General features: G+C 51.5%; 15 protein-coding genes. 2 read left to right on the top strand and 13 right to left on the bottom strand.

Annotated features, from left to right (window positions below; genetic code table 11):
- Nucleotides 1-15: 15 nt before the first annotated feature.
- The 8 genes from LX66_RS23380 to LX66_RS23345 form a co-directional block, all read right to left on the bottom strand.
- Complete coding sequence (locus LX66_RS23380) at nucleotides 16-2,157, bottom strand: protein kinase/lanthionine synthetase C family protein (protein WP_158642730.1); 2,142 nt, start codon at nucleotides 2,155-2,157, stop codon at nucleotides 16-18.
- A 42-nt stretch (nucleotides 2,158-2,199) separates the two neighbouring features.
- Complete coding sequence (locus LX66_RS23375; RefSeq protein WP_145717941.1) at nucleotides 2,200-2,505, bottom strand: HTH domain-containing protein; 306 nt, start codon at nucleotides 2,503-2,505, stop codon at nucleotides 2,200-2,202.
- Nucleotides 2,506-2,537: 32 nt separating this feature from the next.
- Nucleotides 2,538-3,311, bottom strand: coding sequence for a hypothetical protein (locus tag LX66_RS23370; protein WP_145717940.1), 774 nt, complete (start codon nucleotides 3,309-3,311; stop codon nucleotides 2,538-2,540).
- Between the two features lie 348 nt (nucleotides 3,312-3,659).
- Entirely contained in the window at nucleotides 3,660-4,034 is a 375-nt protein-coding gene (locus LX66_RS23365; protein ID WP_145717938.1) for a helix-turn-helix domain-containing protein, read from the bottom strand.
- Between the two features lie 282 nt (nucleotides 4,035-4,316).
- A complete protein-coding gene (locus LX66_RS23360) occupies nucleotides 4,317-5,405 on the bottom strand; it encodes a FecR family protein (protein WP_158642729.1) in 1,089 nt (362 codons plus the stop codon).
- 204 nt (nucleotides 5,406-5,609) lie between these two features.
- Nucleotides 5,610-6,809 carry a FecR family protein gene (locus tag LX66_RS23355; RefSeq protein ID WP_145717934.1) on the bottom strand — a complete coding sequence of 400 codons (1,200 nt, stop codon included), beginning with the start codon at nucleotides 6,807-6,809 and terminating at the stop codon, nucleotides 5,610-5,612.
- A gap of 44 nt (nucleotides 6,810-6,853) precedes the next feature.
- The gene (locus tag LX66_RS23350; RefSeq protein ID WP_158642728.1) at nucleotides 6,854-7,399 is read right to left on the bottom strand and encodes an RNA polymerase sigma factor; all 546 of its coding nucleotides are present in this window, start codon (nucleotides 7,397-7,399) and stop codon (nucleotides 6,854-6,856) included.
- Between the two features lie 346 nt (nucleotides 7,400-7,745).
- A complete protein-coding gene (locus tag LX66_RS23345; RefSeq protein ID WP_145717931.1) occupies nucleotides 7,746-8,897 on the bottom strand; it encodes a glycoside hydrolase family 5 protein in 1,152 nt (383 codons plus the stop codon).
- Nucleotides 8,898-9,089: 192 nt separating this feature from the next.
- On the opposite strand from LX66_RS23345, the gene LX66_RS23340 reads away from it, so the two are divergent.
- Nucleotides 9,090-9,362, top strand: coding sequence for a hypothetical protein (locus LX66_RS23340; protein ID WP_145717929.1), 273 nt, complete (start codon nucleotides 9,090-9,092; stop codon nucleotides 9,360-9,362).
- Nucleotides 9,363-9,412: 50 nt separating this feature from the next.
- Here LX66_RS23340 and LX66_RS23335 read toward each other — a convergent pair whose 3' ends face one another.
- From LX66_RS23335 to nusB, 5 genes are all read right to left on the bottom strand, one after another.
- Nucleotides 9,413-12,310 (bottom strand): DEAD/DEAH box helicase, encoded by a 2,898-nt coding sequence (locus LX66_RS23335; RefSeq protein ID WP_145717927.1) that lies wholly within the window; start codon nucleotides 12,308-12,310, stop codon nucleotides 9,413-9,415.
- An 8-nt stretch (nucleotides 12,311-12,318) separates the two neighbouring features.
- Nucleotides 12,319-12,900: a dephospho-CoA kinase gene (coaE, locus tag LX66_RS23330; protein ID WP_145717925.1), complete on the bottom strand. Its 582-nt coding sequence runs from the start codon at nucleotides 12,898-12,900 to the stop codon at nucleotides 12,319-12,321.
- A 173-nt stretch (nucleotides 12,901-13,073) separates the two neighbouring features.
- Complete coding sequence (gene yajC, locus LX66_RS23325) at nucleotides 13,074-13,418, bottom strand: preprotein translocase subunit YajC (protein ID WP_244620490.1); 345 nt, start codon at nucleotides 13,416-13,418, stop codon at nucleotides 13,074-13,076.
- Nucleotides 13,419-13,448: 30 nt separating this feature from the next.
- Nucleotides 13,449-13,889 carry a DUF1573 domain-containing protein gene (locus LX66_RS23320; RefSeq protein ID WP_145717921.1) on the bottom strand — a complete coding sequence of 147 codons (441 nt, stop codon included), beginning with the start codon at nucleotides 13,887-13,889 and terminating at the stop codon, nucleotides 13,449-13,451.
- 31 nt (nucleotides 13,890-13,920) lie between these two features.
- Nucleotides 13,921-14,850: a transcription antitermination factor NusB gene (nusB, locus tag LX66_RS23315; RefSeq protein WP_145717920.1), complete on the bottom strand. Its 930-nt coding sequence runs from the start codon at nucleotides 14,848-14,850 to the stop codon at nucleotides 13,921-13,923.
- 277 nt (nucleotides 14,851-15,127) lie between these two features.
- Between nusB and LX66_RS23310 the strand changes: the two genes are divergently transcribed.
- Nucleotides 15,128-15,409, top strand: coding sequence for a co-chaperone GroES (locus tag LX66_RS23310; RefSeq protein WP_089915754.1), 282 nt, complete (start codon nucleotides 15,128-15,130; stop codon nucleotides 15,407-15,409).
- Nucleotides 15,410-15,444: the final 35 nt, after the last annotated feature.

Here is a 15,444-nt window from a genome sequence, read left to right as displayed (position 1 = left end):
CTGATATTTGGTGATTCAACCAGTTATTAAAGGTAAACTAAGCTTGTCCGGATAGCAGTAACGCATTAAGAAATGGAGGATTCCACAGTTACCTCCCATAAAGTTGGCTACCGGCTGAGGCTCGTTTCCCACCAGCCAATATGGACCACACCTGGTATTTTCTTTCTTTAAGTGCATGATCACCTGGGCAATCCATGCAGCCCGGTCCAGCCATTCCTGGTCATTTAGAAGGTGGAAGGCTGTCAGGTATATTTCTCCCAGTCCACTTAATCCCTGATACTGGCTTAGGTTAGAATGAAGTATATATTTGTCATGTATTTGCAGGGCTTTTGTAGCGCATTCTTTATACAGATGATTCCCGGAAATTGCATAGGCTGTAATGAATGAAAGCGCAATGCCTGGACCACCATCACTCCACCAGGGCGGCAGGGGGGATTTGTTTTCGGAGTTTAGCCATATGAGTGCCCCACTTTTGTTGATCGATTTTTTTAATAACCATTTTAACCCTTTTTGTGCCCCGGAAAACGCTTCATTATATTGATAGCGTTTTGAAACTTCAAGTAAATAGTATACGATGCCTGCAACACCATGGGCAAATCCCTTGGTTATCTTCTTCTTTTTGTCATTTGTTGAGCGTATCCATGAGCCGTCCTTTTCCTGGTGCTCCAGCATTTGATCGGCATAGCTGATCAAATGCTCCTCCAGATTATATTGGGAAATATAAGGCCGGCATAGCAAATGTGCCATTCCCTGTCCGGCCGCGCCATATGCCAGGTTTAATTGTTTATTCTCTCTCTTTAGCAGCATTTCTATCCAGTCAGTGTATTGTCGGTCAGGCGCAATCAATCCGCATTGTATTGCTGTTGCCAGGCTTGACGCAATCCCAGCTCCGCCTTGAAAAAGTCCGGGATATGAGTTTGCCTTTTCGATATACCTTTCCTCTATGATGTGTAGACCTTTTTTAATTTCCGGAGACGTAGGTGGTACATCAAAACCCAGCGACCGGGCCTTGCTTAAGGCGTATATAATGCCGCTCGCCCCATAACTGAAGCCGGCATTGTGAACTTTATAGATTTTGTTGGTACTTCGGTTTTCGATATAGTTCATGTCGTCTGAGAACCAGCCTTCCTCGTCGGCCATTAAAGGGCTATGAATTGTTCCTATTGTACGTTGGATGGTGTCCAGGATTTCTTCCCGGTGAAATGTATCCGCCCTTGATTGGGAACGTTTTCTTTTTTTTTGTAGATCTTCCCGGTATTCGCTTATAGTATTAAATATTGTTTTCAGATCAGGGCGCTGGTCAGCTACCGGATGGATGCATTTTAGCACCAGTTTGGCTATGCGTTCATCGGGAACAAGGAAAAACACTCTTCTGGTTAATTCCTCAATTGTAGTGCCGTTGGTTAATTTGTTAGGCCATATACCGCTCCATATCAACAATATAATGGCTCCGACCGAAAAGATGTCTTCCTGCACAGTTGGAGGTTGTGTAGCTTCTTGCTCCGGCGACATGAAGCCAAATGTGCCTAAAGTGAAAGGGGGGGAGGGGAACTGTTGCTGAAGGGAATAGCTAAGCTCCATATCGATGACGGTTACTTTACCTGTAGGTGTTACCATAAAATTTGCTACTGTAACATCACGGTGTATTATTTTGTAATAATGTAATTTATCCAATATGGAGACAATCTGCAATAAATAGTCCAGAAGATTTAATCCCAGATGGGTCCCTGTGGTTACCGCTTTCCTGAGTTCCTTGTTTTTTTCTTTGCAGATTGCATGGAGAGACTTTCCCTTTACTCGCTCAAGTATAAGGTAATAATTTCCATTTTCTTCAAAACTGCCCAATGAACCGGGGATGGGAATTTTCCGGTGTAAGGTTTCGTGTAGCTGTTTTTGCCAGATAAGCCTGTCTCTGATGTCCCGGCCATATTTATCCATAGAGTCCCCGAAGGAACCTTCCTTGATCACACAGATACCGAAATTTGTTAATCCTTTTATATAAATACACTTAACTACATCATTTTTCTGGCTTTTTTTCAGGCTTTTCAAAATAATATAGTTGTACCCGATACGTTTACCGCTCTTCTTCTCTACCTTTCCTTTGGTTTCGGTCGCTTCTGTATTATGGGTGGTAGCACTGACTGTTTGAGGATTCATAATGCACTTTATTTTTTCACCTGGTGTATACATATAACTGATCTATAGCAAGGCTGGTATCATGAGTACAAATGGAACTAGAGAGGCTACGTCATTTAACGGGTGCCCTACTCCTTTGTTAGGCACAAAGCTGGTCTCAAAGCGTCCTTCCTCATCATAGTAAAAGGTTTTCCTGCTTTGGCAATATTTAATAGGCGCTCCACGCTGTTTCATGAGGTCCAGGTACTCGTAAACGCTTGCCCTTGAAACACCAAGCCTTTCTGCCAGTGTAGCTGCATTGCCGGTTCCTTTTATCCGGATAAGGCGATCAATCTTCTCTATTCGTCTTATAGTTTCCTCGTAATACATGGAAAATGCTTTATCGTGAATGAAATTGGTCCCTACACCACCCTCCCTCCACACCAATCCACCAATACCAGATCCCAACCCTCCACCACACTGCTAAACTCATCATCCGCACTATCAAACGTCCGCAAACACAACTGCACAATATCCTCACCCTCCATCACACCGTAATACACATAATGCTCCGACCGGATAAAGAATCCATGCTCAATAACCGCATGATCATCCAGGCGCACCACCCCCTTTTCTTTCCCCTTCACCGACTGGTAAAAGTTATCAAACGGAATGCGCAGGGGAGTAGTGCCGATCCTTTCCCGGATATGCACGGTATCGTAACCCAACAAGGCATTATCATCTGGCACTCGTTGCATCACCGCTTCAATCAGCAGTATTTCTTCTTCTACAACAGGCTGCAGGTCCGCCGGCAGGAATTCGAGCTGCCGCCATTCATCCGGTGTAATAGTCAGTGTACTATCATGCGCTATGGATGGCACCACCGCTACGGGTAGCAAGGCTGCCCGCGTCGGTACCAGGGACTTAAATGTTTGGAATTGCGCCGCCTTCTGCACATGCAGCATCAGTCCTTTGCGTCGCCGCACATGGTCCATATGTACAGGATCTGCTTTGGTAACACGCCAGGCCTGCCCGTTGATCTCCATCACAGTAGGCCGGTTAAAGGATTCCGGGAGACTTTCCAGGTCTGCCTTGTAAGTGGCTACTGTTTCGCCGCTGACGGCATGCACAATGTTCACCGCAATTTTCCGGGGGAATAATCCTGTAATACCATCCGCTACTTTTAGAATGTTCATGGTCATAGTATTGGTTAGCGGGCAAGCATGCAGTTGTACTGCAAACAATAGATACATCGCTTGCTGCCGCAGACAGGTTTTCAGTCAATTAATAGTATGGCTTCCCCGCAGCGCTGCTGCAGGTAAGGGTTAAATTTTGCTATGTTGTGATACGGGTGTTTCGGGCTCCATTAATGCGGAAATATTTTTCCTGGCATAGATCAAACAATTTTGAGGGTCCAAAAAAATTCCTGCATGTGAGGGGCACGCAGGGCTCGCATATCGTTGTGTCTGGAAATGAAATTACCTGAAAGATTTAACAATTATTTATTCTATCGGACAAAAATTTTTGAAGGCGATATAATGCGCTCAGCGTGTGCTGTTCCGGTATGCTATCGGGGATATCCCTGTATAGTTCTTAAACACTTTGGAGAATCCCGTTAGTGAATAACCCGTGTCCGCCGCTACCTGCCGTACCCGTTGTCCTTTAGCCAGCAGTTGTTTGGCGGTTTCCATCCGCTGCCGCAGGATGTACTGGTATACCGTGCTTCCGAAGTATTTACGGAATCCCTGCTTCAGGTGGGTAGTGCCGATATGAAATTGTTTGGACAACAGGGGAATGGTTAGCCTGGCCTCCAGGTTGTTGTCAATGTAATGCTTTACATGGTGCAGTTTCTCCACTTCCAGGCGGGTAAATACCAGCTTGTCATCCATCTCACCGGGATTGTTGGCGCGGAATTCCATCAGGCGGCAGTTTTATTTAGGAGTGACGCGATGCTGTTACCGGTGGTAATGCGCAATGATAAACAGATGCCGGAGTTTATCCATGTCCGTACGACAGGACGCTCATGAACGAAAGGATAAAAAGACAGGGGCGCATCTCTTTTCATATGGTTTGCATGGCTATTTGAGGACAGCTAATTTCAAACGATTGTACAATTTAGTTGTCCCCTTCCATAATGCAATGGGAGAGAAAAGGGGTTAACAATTTCTTAATATGCAGGGGCAGTAGGTGGATGAGAGACGCTATCTTAAATGCAACTTTCCCTGCTTGTCAAAGTAATAATCTATCTTATTCGGCCCGCCAATGTTCTTCACAAACACGGCTACCGGTCGCTTTTGATGGATTGCGCCGGTATAGCGGTATTGCGCGATCTCCGCTTTGTCAAATATGATGGTTATATCATACAGCCTTTCCGCGGTGCGGCATACTTCCTGCAGGGTCTTGTTATTGAAGTAATATCGTCCATCCATCCAGGTGGGCAGCGTATCGTTCCTGAAAGTGTCTACCACCAGCGATCCGGTGGAGGGGTCCTTGATGGCTACCTGCCCGGGCGATAGCTGCACCATTTTGTTTTTCTCCATGATCACTACGGCGCCGGTCAGCAGGGAAGCCCGCAGCCCGTTATCATAGGTGTTCACGTTAAAGGAAGTGCCCAGGGCAATGATGTCCGCCTGCTGCGTATGTACAATGAACGGGCGTGTGGCGTCGGGGGCTATCTCAAAATAAGCTTCACCAGCTATATGCACTTCCCGCCGCTGCGCATTGTACCGGAATGGAAACCGGATGTCCGTGGCGGCATTGATGTATACCGCAGTGCTGTCAGGGAGCAGCAGGGCATAGGTATATCCTTTGGGAACGGACAGGGTATTGAGCTCCTGCGCATGCGGCCCGGATGTATAGCCCGCCGGTATGCCAGGAATGGCGTACACGCTGCGGGCGGCGTCTGCCAGCCGGCCGGCCTGCCGTTCCAGCGGGATCATTTGCCCATCAGCCAACTGCAGGACAGCGGTTTTGGGGGCATCAACTGTTACCGGCGTCCGCTGTTGCTGCCGGAAGTGTACAAATATACTGTCGCCGGCTATCAGCAGCAGTACGATGGCGGCGGCGGCCAGCCAGTAAGGACGGTAACGCCTGCGCTGCTGCTGCCGGGCGGCTGCAGCTTCCGCGTCCTCTTCTGCAAAGGTCGCCTGTACATCTTCCCATAAGTTGCGGGCCAGGTCGCTCTCCTTAAGCTGCCGTTCCACAAACAACACCTCCTTCCGGCTTGCCTGGCCGTCATGATATTTAACCAGCAGCTCTATAAATTCATCGGGATTGAAATAAGACATCATGTGCATGTTTTAGGATGTAATGATGAAGGCCCCCGTTGTGCTATGGATGAACGCGGACAGCTATTGCTCCTGGGGCTGGTGCTTAGTGGTAACGTATAGGTGCAATCTTTTTGAGTGCATGGTACCATAAGTATAGACCGGGGACAAATAACCGCTCTTCAGGCTGGTGAAACACCAGGCAATGATCGTCATGGTGTATATTTTTTAAGAGGATGGTGCGGGGCCCGGTTGCACCAGGTGCAGGGTCCCTTCCTCATCAAAATAATGATCCAGTATGTGCAGCTCTTTCAACAGGTCCAGGAATACGGTAACGGGCTTGCGCCGTTCCAGGACGCCCTGGAAACGCCGCTGTGCAAGCGCGGCATCGTCCAGCACTACCGGGATGCCGTACCACCTGGGCAATACCCGGCACATTTCCGCAATGGTGGCGTCGTTAAAGCAGTAAATGCCCTGCCGCCAGCTCAGCGCTTCCTCCTCGTCAAATCCCTGTATGGTGATCCCTTTTCTCCGGGTCGTGTATACGGCCTCCTGGCCCGGCGTGATGATCACTGCTGCTGCTGCTGCCTGCAGTTTAACAGCGCCCGCTACCAGCGCCACTTTTACCTGGCCGGTATCGTAGGTGTTTACATTGAACTCGGTGCCCAGTACCTGTACGGCGCTGCGGGGCGTATGCACGATGAACGGCCGGCCGGCGTCCTGCGCCACCTTTAAATAAGCTTCCCCGTTCAGGGTGATCTCCCGGGTGGGACCGGTGAAGGTAAACGGGAAACGTATCTCGGTGGCGGCATTCAGCCATACCTGGGTGCCGTCGGATAATACCAGTTGGTAATCGCAGCCGGCCGGTACCCGCAGGATATTGTTCCCGCTGGCTGCAGGCAGGGCCGGATCTGTGGCTGTATAAGCCAGGCTTCCGGAGGTGGCATGTAGTATTACTCCACCGGCCTGTATGGCCTCGCCGGGTACGGACAGGTCTATCACCGGGCCACCGGCCAGCTCCAGTTGTACCGCGCCTGCCGGGATGGTGGTTGTGGGCCGGGATGCTCCGGCAGCCTGGCGGCTACTGCGGGTATTAAAAAAGAGATATCCACCGGCTCCCGCAAGCACGATCAATATGGCTGCCCATGCCCATACCCTGCTCACGGGCAGGAAGGAACGCCTGCTGCGTGCAGGCAGGTGCTCGGGCAGTTGCATGTCCTGCCAGTACGCTTCCTGGTTAAACCGCATCATATGGCCGGCAATATCCTCGGCGGAAAAGCGGTCCAGCAGTCGATGCCAGGTATCCCTTACGGAAGGGTCCCGCTCCAGCAGCCGGTTAAGGTATTGCGCATCCTCCCGGTCCAGGGTGCCGGTAAGCCGTTGGATCATCATCCAGAAAATATAGTCAGGGTCCATCCGGGAGGCCATACCGTTTTTTTTCTATACAAGACAGATTGCAGCGGGGAGGCGGACTATGACCGCCGTATATTTTTCCGTAAGATCTTCAGTCCCTGTACCAGTTGGTTGCGTACTGTATTAGGACTGGTGCCCATTTCAGCGGCGATTTCTTTGCGGCTTTTGCCGTCCATATAGGCCAGTTGCACCACCTTTAAAGTGACAGGCGATAATACACGCTGCAGGAGCCCGGATACTTCGCTGCGCAGTTCCTGCCGCTCCAGCCGGTTATCGGGCCAGGTGATCCCTTCATCGAACAGTGTCATTGCCTGCATGCGCCGGCGGCGCGTATCTTCCTTACTGAGCTGGTTGATGCATTTGTTCTTCACCGCCTGCACTACAAATCCATGCAGGGAACGGTTTACATACCGGTACAGCCGTTTCTGCCAGAAATCCGTAAAGAATTCCTGCACCAGGTCCTTGGCGGCGGCTTCGCTGTTCAGGATGGCCATTGCGGTTACCATGGCTGCCATGCGGTATTTTTGAAAGAAGGTTTCAAAAGCCCTGGGGTCGCCGGTTTTCAGGTGTCGTAATAAAAGGATATCATCTGTGAACGATGGCATCTGCATTTATTTTGTTCCTACGTTTAAAAGATAATGGTCAACGCCTGGGAGTGACAAACGTGGCGGCGCAGCCGGAATCAGCGGATCATAACGCTGCTCTCCCCCCGGACATTTACGATAATGGTTACTGTTGGTTGATATTATTCTAATGCCTCTCTACAGGAAAATGACAATCTAATAAGTCAAATGTAGGGAAAAAAGTGTTGCTATCTCGTTCATAATGAGAAATAAATGAATGAAAATGAAAATGATAAAAAAATGATGGGAGGAAATAGTACAACCCCTTTCATTTTTCGGTCTTGTATATGGAGCGGATTTGTCCTTTTTAGCTTTTGGGCGCCTGCTTTTACTTTACCAGTGCTCTTAACAGGCTTTTGTCCACTTCTCCGTCTTCCCCCATAAACCCGAATCCCTTGCTTTTGTAGTCCCAGTTGCTCCAGGCGATGTTATTGTCTTCCAGCACGCGCCTCACGTCTTTGTACCAACGCAGCCGGTCTCTTTTGGGCACGGTGTTCAGGCAGCCCCATTCCCCGCAATACAGGGGTAGTTGCAGCCGTTTGGCGGCCTGCAGGGCAGGCTGCAGTTGTGATTGTATCACCTCCCGGTTGTAGGGCTTTGTGCTGCCTGTGATCAGGTTGCGGATGGTGGCCGGCTCGGCGTCCATTTCCTTTTGGGTGACGGTAGGTCCCGGGTAATGCACCGGGCCGTTGTAGTCATCAAACCGGAAGCCGCGGGCCAGGTGAAAGGTGAGAATCAGCGGGTTGTAGTAATGAAAGCTGAGCAGGATGTTGGGATCGCCTGCCGGTACCCGCAACCCGTCAAAGCTGCCCAGGTCATGCTTCCCGTTATTGCTGATCACGATCACGCGCCGGGGCTCCCGTTCCCGTATTACCGCTATGCCCTCGGCCAGCAGCTCGTTCCACTGTTCGGCGCTGTCTGCCAGCGGCTCATTCAGCAATTCGTAGGCCAGCATGGATACCGGGTATCTTTTCAATTCCCCGCTCAACTCCCGCCAGCATTGCAGGAAGCGCTCCCGGGCTTCCGGGTCGTTCCACAAAGGCTTTTCCTTGGTATGATAGTGCCGGCTGCGCAAGGTATGCAGGTCTATCACCACTTTCAGGTGATGCAGGTAGCACCATTGCATGGCCTGGTGCAGCAACTGGAAGGAGGAGCGTACTTTTTCCTGCTGCATATTCCACAGCTCTTCTTCGTCTATGGGTAAACGTATGTGGTCAAAACCATGGTTGGCGAGGTAAATAACATCTTTTTCCGTGAAGTAGTTAACGCGGTCATTGCCCTGTAGAATGCTCTGCGATAACCAGTGGCTTACATTCGTGCCGCGCCTGATGTGGAAGTCCGTCGCTTTGCTGTGGCTGCCGGTGTCTTCCTGTAAACCGGCTCCTGCCTGGCGTTCGCCACCGGTAGCCTGCAAGCGGCTGCCTATCATTATCAGCATGAAGATGTAGCATAATACCGTTTTCCTGGTTGATAATGACATAAATAAAATATTTTGATCCTATAAAATACTGCAAATTAAAGATATAATTAAAGCGTGGCCAAATTTCATCATCCTGTTGCCCCCTGCCACCGCTTTGCTGCAATTACCGTCCCAAAGTTTTGGCCAGGCCGCCCGGCGTATGGTATGGCACACATTTTTAGGGAGATATACCATAAAAACAAGGAGGTAATTATGGCATCTTTAAGCACAACAGATCATAACGTGATCCGCAAATGGGCGGAGGAGCGCGGCGGGAAGCCGGCAACGGTAAAAAGCACCGGCAGCAAGGAGGAAGCAGGCATCCTGCGCATCAATTTCCCCGGCTACAGCGGGGAAGACAGCCTGGAAGAAATATCCTGGGAAGAATTTTTCGAGAAGTTTGACCAGAAACACCTGAAGTTCCTGTACCAGGACGAGACGGCAGGGGGGAAGGAGAGCAGGTTCTTCAAGTTCGTTTCGGAATAAGGTGTGCTGATGTGCTGGTGTGCGTATGCGCATATCAGCACACCGGCACATTAATCAAACAGGAACGCTATATCCTCCTCCGTCAGCTTCTTCATAAACCCGGTTTCCTCGCTGATCAGGTCATCAGCGATCATTTGCTTGCGCTGCTGCAGCGCCAGTATCTTCTCTTCCACGCTGTCCTTACAGATCATCTTGTAGGCAAATACCTTGTTCTGCTGGCCAATGCGGTGCGTGCGGTCGATAGCCTGCTGCTCCGCTGCGGGGTTCCACCAGGGATCTACCAGGTACACATAATCGGCGGCGGTGAGGGTCAGGCCCACGCCACCGGCCTTGAGGCTGATCAGGAACACGCGCAGCTCTTCGTCCTGCTGGAATTGTGATACCAGTTGCTGGCGGGTGTCCGCTTTCGTGCCGCCATCCAGGTACAGGTAGGGAATGCCCTCCGTGTCCATGGCCTGCGCAATGAGCTGCAGCATGCTGGTGAACTGGGAGAATACCAGCACCTTGTGCGTCCCGGTGTTCTCACTGATCTCCCGCATCAGCTCATCCAGTTTTACAGAGCTGGTGCTGCCGCCGGCGTGCTCCGGCACCAGTTGCGGGGCATTGCAGATCTGCCGCAGGCGGGTAAGGCCTTCCAGGATGTAGATGGCGCTGGCGGCCATGCCTTCCTCCTGTATGCGGCTCAACAATTTTTCCTTGTACAGCGCTTTTACCTGGTTGTATACCTGCCGCTGTTCGTTACCCATCTCGCACCACATGACGATCTCTGTTTTGTCCGGCAGGTCTTTGGCGATCTGTTCCTTGGTACGGCGCAGCAGGAAGGGATAGATGAGCCTGCGCAGGTCCGCCGCTTTGCCGCCGTCCGAATATTTGTCAATGGGTAATGCAAATTCCGTTTTAAAGAAGTGCTGGTTGCCCAGCAGGCCCGGGTTGGCAAAGTGCATCTGCGCATACAGGTCCATGGTGTTGTTCTGGATAGGCGTACCGCTGAGGATCAGCCGGTTCCGGCTTTGCAGCACCTGCAGAGCCCTGGTGGTGAGCGAAGCGGGATTCTTGATCACCTGGCTTTCATCCAGCACCACGTAGCCGAACACGAAGCGGGAAAAGATGTCCGCGTCGCTGCGCACGGTGCCGTAGCTGGTAATGATCAATTGCTGCTCCTGCCACTGTGCTTCGTCAAAGCTGCGGCTGGGGCCGTGGTAAATAGTGTAGCGCAGGCCGGGCGCAAACTTCTGCAGCTCGCTTTCCCAGTTGTAGATCAGCGAGGTAGGACATACCACCAGGTGCGTTTCGCCGGGATATTTATTGCATACATGCTGTAAAAAGGTGATGGTCTGCAGGGTTTTGCCCAGGCCCATGTCGTCCGCCAGGCAGCCGCCCCACTGCATTTCATCGAGGAGGCACATCCAGGCGAAGCCGGCCTGCTGATAGTCGCGCAGCCGGGCATTGATCTCCGCCGGCACGGCAAAATGCTGCTGCTGCAGGCGCTCCCATTTTTCCCGGATGCTTTCCCGTGTGGTGGCAGCCGGTGAGTCCAGTATTTCCTGTACCAGCGTAAAATGCAGGTTGGACAGGCGTAGCTGGTCCTTGTGCACTTGTCCCAGCTTCCAGAGCAGCGCATATTTTTGCTGCCACTCCTCCGGTATGATGCCGATGGTGCCGTCTTTCAACAACAGGTGGGGCTGCCGGTGCAGCAGCGCTTTCTGTATGTCTGCAAGCGGCACGGACAGGTCGCCGTACAGCACTTTTACATCCAGGTCCAGCCGGTCCTTTGCCTGGCTGTGCCAGCGTATGTCCATTACCGGTATATGCGTGTTGTAGCGGAAATGCTGCAGCTCGTCCATGCCGTATACGCCTATGTTGCGGTCCGTGAGCTTGCGGTAGCACTTCACCAGCCACTGGCTTTTTTCGGCTTCGGCAAAGGACAGGTAAAAATACCCGTTGCGCTGCTGGGCAAAGCGCGGGTGCAGGCCCCTCACAAAGGCGCTGATCTCCTTTTCCGCTTCCGGGCGCCGCTTGATCTCATACTGGGTATCGCCTTCGGTGATCCATACGGTAGCGTCCGGGGTATCATCCTCCACGGTAAACCGGTCGTACTGCCACTGTATGCGCAGCATCAGGAAATTTTTATTCAGCTCGCTGAGCCAGATATTGCATTCGGGAGGCGCGTCCACCTCTTCTTTGCTGAGCAGGATGTTTTTATTCACCGGATAGCGCTCCGCCAGCGCCGGCAGGGTATGCTGCAAAAAGGCGCCTTCCTGCGCCCGCGGCACATCGCGGTAGCCCTGGGGGAATTGCTCCAGCGTGCGGGCGTCTGCAGGGGAGAGGATGAACAGCTCGCCCCGGCTGCGCAGCAGGAAACCGTACTGCTCAAACTCGGAGAGGGGCCAGGATTGCCCGTTCACCGTTACCATGGCCAGCAGCCGCAGTATGCCGCCGGGCGTGCGCACCAGCTCAAAGGAAAGCAGTGGCGCATAGTTGTTGACCGTTACCGGGCGTATCCTTTTTTCCAGGGACTGTTCCGTTACCTGGCAGTACCAGGGCAGGAGCGGGGCCAGGGGGCGCAGTTGCTGCAGCGTATGGTACAGGTACTGGGCCATGCCCTCCTGGATATATTGCTGCAGGGTTTGTTCCTTCACCGGCGCGGCCAGGAATTTCTCCTTCAGTTGCAGCTCCTTGTGCACCATGGCTTCCTGCGTGCAGGGCAGCAGCAGGTGCTGTACGCCGGGGGGCAGGGTATTGAAAATGGAAAGGGATTTTTTGTCCTGCAGCGGCATGCGCTGGCATTTACGTTCATCGTGCACGGTCCTGATCAGTCCCGCGCTGATCTTCACCGCCGGCACAGCGGCGGCATCCAGTTCCAGCAGCAGCACCGGCGTTACCGCCTGCTTGCCGCTGCCTTCCGTCATAATAATGGTTCTTCCTGAAGGGTCTTTCTTTCCTGCCATGAGTCGTTTTAGTGTGTCAACTTTTCATGCAACGCCAGCACCTGCGGTATTACCATCTGCTGTTCGTCGTTATAGATCACGTAATCGCATAGGCGCATCTTGATGGTCTCGTCCATCTGTTTGTGCATGCGGGCCAGCACTTCCTCCCGGCTTGCCTGGTCCCGCTGCATTACGCGGAGCAGGCGCAGGGGCTGCGGGGCGGACACGCCAATGACCTTGTCCAGGTAGTGAAAAGCTTCGGACTCAAACAGGAGGGCGGCCTCTTTCAGCACATAGGGCGCCTGCTGCCGCGCGGCCCACTGCTCGGAGTCGCGGATGGTGGCCGGGTGCACCAGGGAATTAAGCAATTGCAGCCTGGCCTGGTCCCTGAACACGATGCCGCCCAGGCGCTGCCGGTCCAGCAGGCCCTGGCTGTCATAGATGTCCTCCCCGAAATGCTGTTTTATCTGCGCTTTCAGCTCCGGGTCCCGGTTCATGATCTCTTTGGCCATCGCATCCGCATAGTATACCGGGATGCCCAGCAGCTCGAATATCCGGCACACCGTGCTTTTGCCGGAGCCTATACCGCCCGTAATGCCTATTTTTAACATAGCGCCAAATTAATGAAATATAGGAGAAGGGAGAAGGGGAAAAGGGGAGAAGGGGAAAAGGAAAAAGCCGCAAAAAAAATCCCGCTCCGGATGACCGGAACGGGACATTTATAATTTAGTTTTAAGCCTCAAAATGGACTTTCTCCCTTTTCCCTTCTCCTTTCCACTATTTCTTACTTCTTCTCTTCATTTTTCTGGTGCGCGGTGGTGTACTCCATGCTTACAGCAGAGCGCTCAATGGTAAAGAAAGTGCCGGGGCTTACTTCCAGTTGCAGGGTATTATCGGCGTTGATCTTTTTTACTTTACCGTGGATACCTGCTATGGTCACTATTTTATCGCCTTCGCGCAGCCCTTCGCTGAATTGTTTCTGCAATTTGGCTTTCTTGGTTTGCGGACGGATCATAAATAGCCACATAACTACTATCATACCCGCAAAGAACAATAAAGACACCATGGGAGAGCCGCCACCCTGGCCGCCCTGCGGTGATGCCATCAATAAAATGTTCAGCATGTTCATGTTGTAAATCGTATTATTGTTGTTTTAAGTTTAATTTTTCACGATCGTGCACTGTATCTTGGGCCCCTGTATGAAAGGGGGATTGGTATTCGCTTTGATACTGATCTCTTTCTCGGTGAACCCCTCTTTCCCATGACTGTCGAACACTACTTTCAGGTAGCCGCTTTCCCCGGGTTTTACCGGCTCTTTGGGCCATTCCGGCACCGTGCAGCCGCAACTGGATACCGCGTCCTGTATCAGCAGGTCCCTGTTGCCGGTATTGGTGAATTTGAAAGCATATTCCACTTTTTCGCCCTGGGTGATCTGCCCGAAGTTATGTACGGTTTGCTCAAACGTGATTTCCGGCGCACCCTGGGTGCTGTCTGTCACCGCTGCTGCTGCGGCAGTTTGCCGGTCTTCTTTGGCGGCCCCGCTGTTACAGGCGGTGGCCAGTATACCGGCGGCAATAAGGATATAGAACAGTTGTTTCATAGTGTGTTATATACTCCGTCCGCAAAAGTAACTATTTTTTCGTACGGTCTGTTTTCTGTATCTGCTGCGCCTGTTCCAGGTCTTTGAGGATATTGTCCAGTATGCCGTTCACAAACTGCCCGCTCTGCGGCGTGCTGTAGGTCTTGGCCAGGTCAATATATTCATTGATCGTCACCTTGGTGGGAATGGTAGGAAAGTAGAGGAACTCGCAAACGCCCATTTCCATCAGCAACATGTCTACCGCCGCTATTCTTTCCGGGTCCCAGTTCTGCAGCTTGGGCTTGATCAGCTCCAGGCAGTAGTCCTTCTTATCGCTGACCGTCAGCAGCAGCTCCCGCGCATATTCCAGCTTTTCCTGGCTGATGAGCTGCATGAAGTTGAACAGGTGGGGCTTGTTCAGGTAGTTATTGATCAGCAGGCCCATCATCTCCGCATCATCGCCCCAGTGAAGGAAATGGTCCTCCATGTGCTGCAGGAACAGCTCATTGCCCACCAGCACATTTTTATACATGTATTCCACTATTTCCTTTTCGGCGGCCCGGTTGCGGCCGGGTGTCTGTATGTAGGTCCTGTAAATATCGGCGGCGGCGAGGCTGTTATAGAGCTTGCGGATCAGCTCCTGGTCGGGCAGGAACCGCATTTTCCACATTTCCAGGTTGGCCTGGAAGCCTTTGTCCTGGTGTATCTGTTCCAGGAATTCGTTGCCGGATATCTTGGTATTTACGTTCAGGTCGTCTGCAGTAGGCAGGTGTTTGGAAGCGCGGGCCCTGGCGTCTGTTTCCGCGTATCGGGCCACCTGTACCAGGGAGTAGAGTAAGTAAGTAAAGATCTGACAGGTCTGGTCCAGCTTCTCCCGTAGCAGGCTGGTAGCCGTACCTGGTTTAATATTGCCAGGCTCCATTGTTTCCAGGGCGTAAAGGGTTTGCATCACCTTTACCCGGATATTTCTTCTACTGATCATCTTTATATCTATAAGAACTAATAAGGGCGCAAAGCTAGAGCAATTTGTTCACAATGGCAAAACTAGCTGAGCAGTCCCTTTTCTGCCACTTTTTGACGGGATTCCTGAAAAATTGGCATTTATGTCAGTCCTCCCTATCTTTGCCGTCCTGGCTGACTGAAAATTTGACCCGAAATCCCCCTTGGCATAATTCTCGAGGGCGAAACAAACGTCAAAATTCTAATCTTACCTTATTAAGTTGTTATTTGCTATCAAACTTTTTTAAAATTTAAATACTATGGCTAAGAATTTAAGTATTAAACCTTTAGCTGACAGGGTAATTGTGAAACCCGCAGCCGCTGAAGAAAAAACCGCCGGTGGCATCATTATTCCCGACACTGCCAAGGAAAAACCGCAAAAAGGCACAGTTGTAGCTGCTGGTCCTGGTAAAAAGGACGAGCCTGTAACCGTTAAGGTAGGAGACACTGTACTGTATGGCAAATACTCCGGCACCGAGATCAGCTTTGAAGGCGATGATTACTTAATTATGCGTGAATCCGACATTTTGGCGATTGTTTAAGACAGCTTGCGTAGCTCTCTCCCAAACATTCCACA

The organism is Chitinophaga japonensis (genome assembly GCF_007830125.1).
Classification (GTDB): Bacteria; Bacteroidota; Bacteroidia; order Chitinophagales; family Chitinophagaceae; genus Chitinophaga; species Chitinophaga japonensis.
Note: the sequence above shows the minus strand (reverse complement) of the source record. Positions and strands in the feature narration are given on the sequence as shown.

Excerpts from the sequence above, each read along its gene's own strand:
- LX66_RS23380 (WP_158642730.1), bottom strand. The coding sequence starts at position 2,157 with ATGAATCCTCAAACAGTCAGTGCTACCACCCATAATACAGAAGCGACC.
- LX66_RS23375 (WP_145717941.1), bottom strand. The coding sequence starts at position 2,505 with ATGTATTACGAGGAAACTATAAGACGAATAGAGAAGATTGATCGCCTT.
- LX66_RS23370 (WP_145717940.1), bottom strand. The coding sequence starts at position 3,311 with ATGAACATTCTAAAAGTAGCGGATGGTATTACAGGATTATTCCCCCGG.
- LX66_RS23365 (WP_145717938.1), bottom strand. The coding sequence starts at position 4,034 with ATGGAATTCCGCGCCAACAATCCCGGTGAGATGGATGACAAGCTGGTA.
- LX66_RS23360 (WP_158642729.1), bottom strand. The coding sequence starts at position 5,405 with ATGATGTCTTATTTCAATCCCGATGAATTTATAGAGCTGCTGGTTAAA.
- LX66_RS23355 (WP_145717934.1), bottom strand. The coding sequence starts at position 6,809 with ATGGCCTCCCGGATGGACCCTGACTATATTTTCTGGATGATGATCCAA.
- LX66_RS23350 (WP_158642728.1), bottom strand. The coding sequence starts at position 7,399 with ATGCCATCGTTCACAGATGATATCCTTTTATTACGACACCTGAAAACC.
- LX66_RS23345 (WP_145717931.1), bottom strand. The coding sequence starts at position 8,897 with ATGTCATTATCAACCAGGAAAACGGTATTATGCTACATCTTCATGCTG.
- LX66_RS23340 (WP_145717929.1), top strand. The coding sequence starts at position 9,090 with ATGGCATCTTTAAGCACAACAGATCATAACGTGATCCGCAAATGGGCG.
- LX66_RS23335 (WP_145717927.1), bottom strand. The coding sequence starts at position 12,310 with ATGGCAGGAAAGAAAGACCCTTCAGGAAGAACCATTATTATGACGGAA.
- coaE (WP_145717925.1), bottom strand. The coding sequence starts at position 12,900 with ATGTTAAAAATAGGCATTACGGGCGGTATAGGCTCCGGCAAAAGCACG.
- yajC (WP_244620490.1), bottom strand. The coding sequence starts at position 13,418 with ATGAACATGCTGAACATTTTATTGATGGCATCACCGCAGGGCGGCCAG.
- LX66_RS23320 (WP_145717921.1), bottom strand. The coding sequence starts at position 13,889 with ATGAAACAACTGTTCTATATCCTTATTGCCGCCGGTATACTGGCCACC.
- nusB (WP_145717920.1), bottom strand. The coding sequence starts at position 14,850 with ATGATCAGTAGAAGAAATATCCGGGTAAAGGTGATGCAAACCCTTTAC.
- LX66_RS23310 (WP_089915754.1), top strand. The coding sequence starts at position 15,128 with ATGGCTAAGAATTTAAGTATTAAACCTTTAGCTGACAGGGTAATTGTG.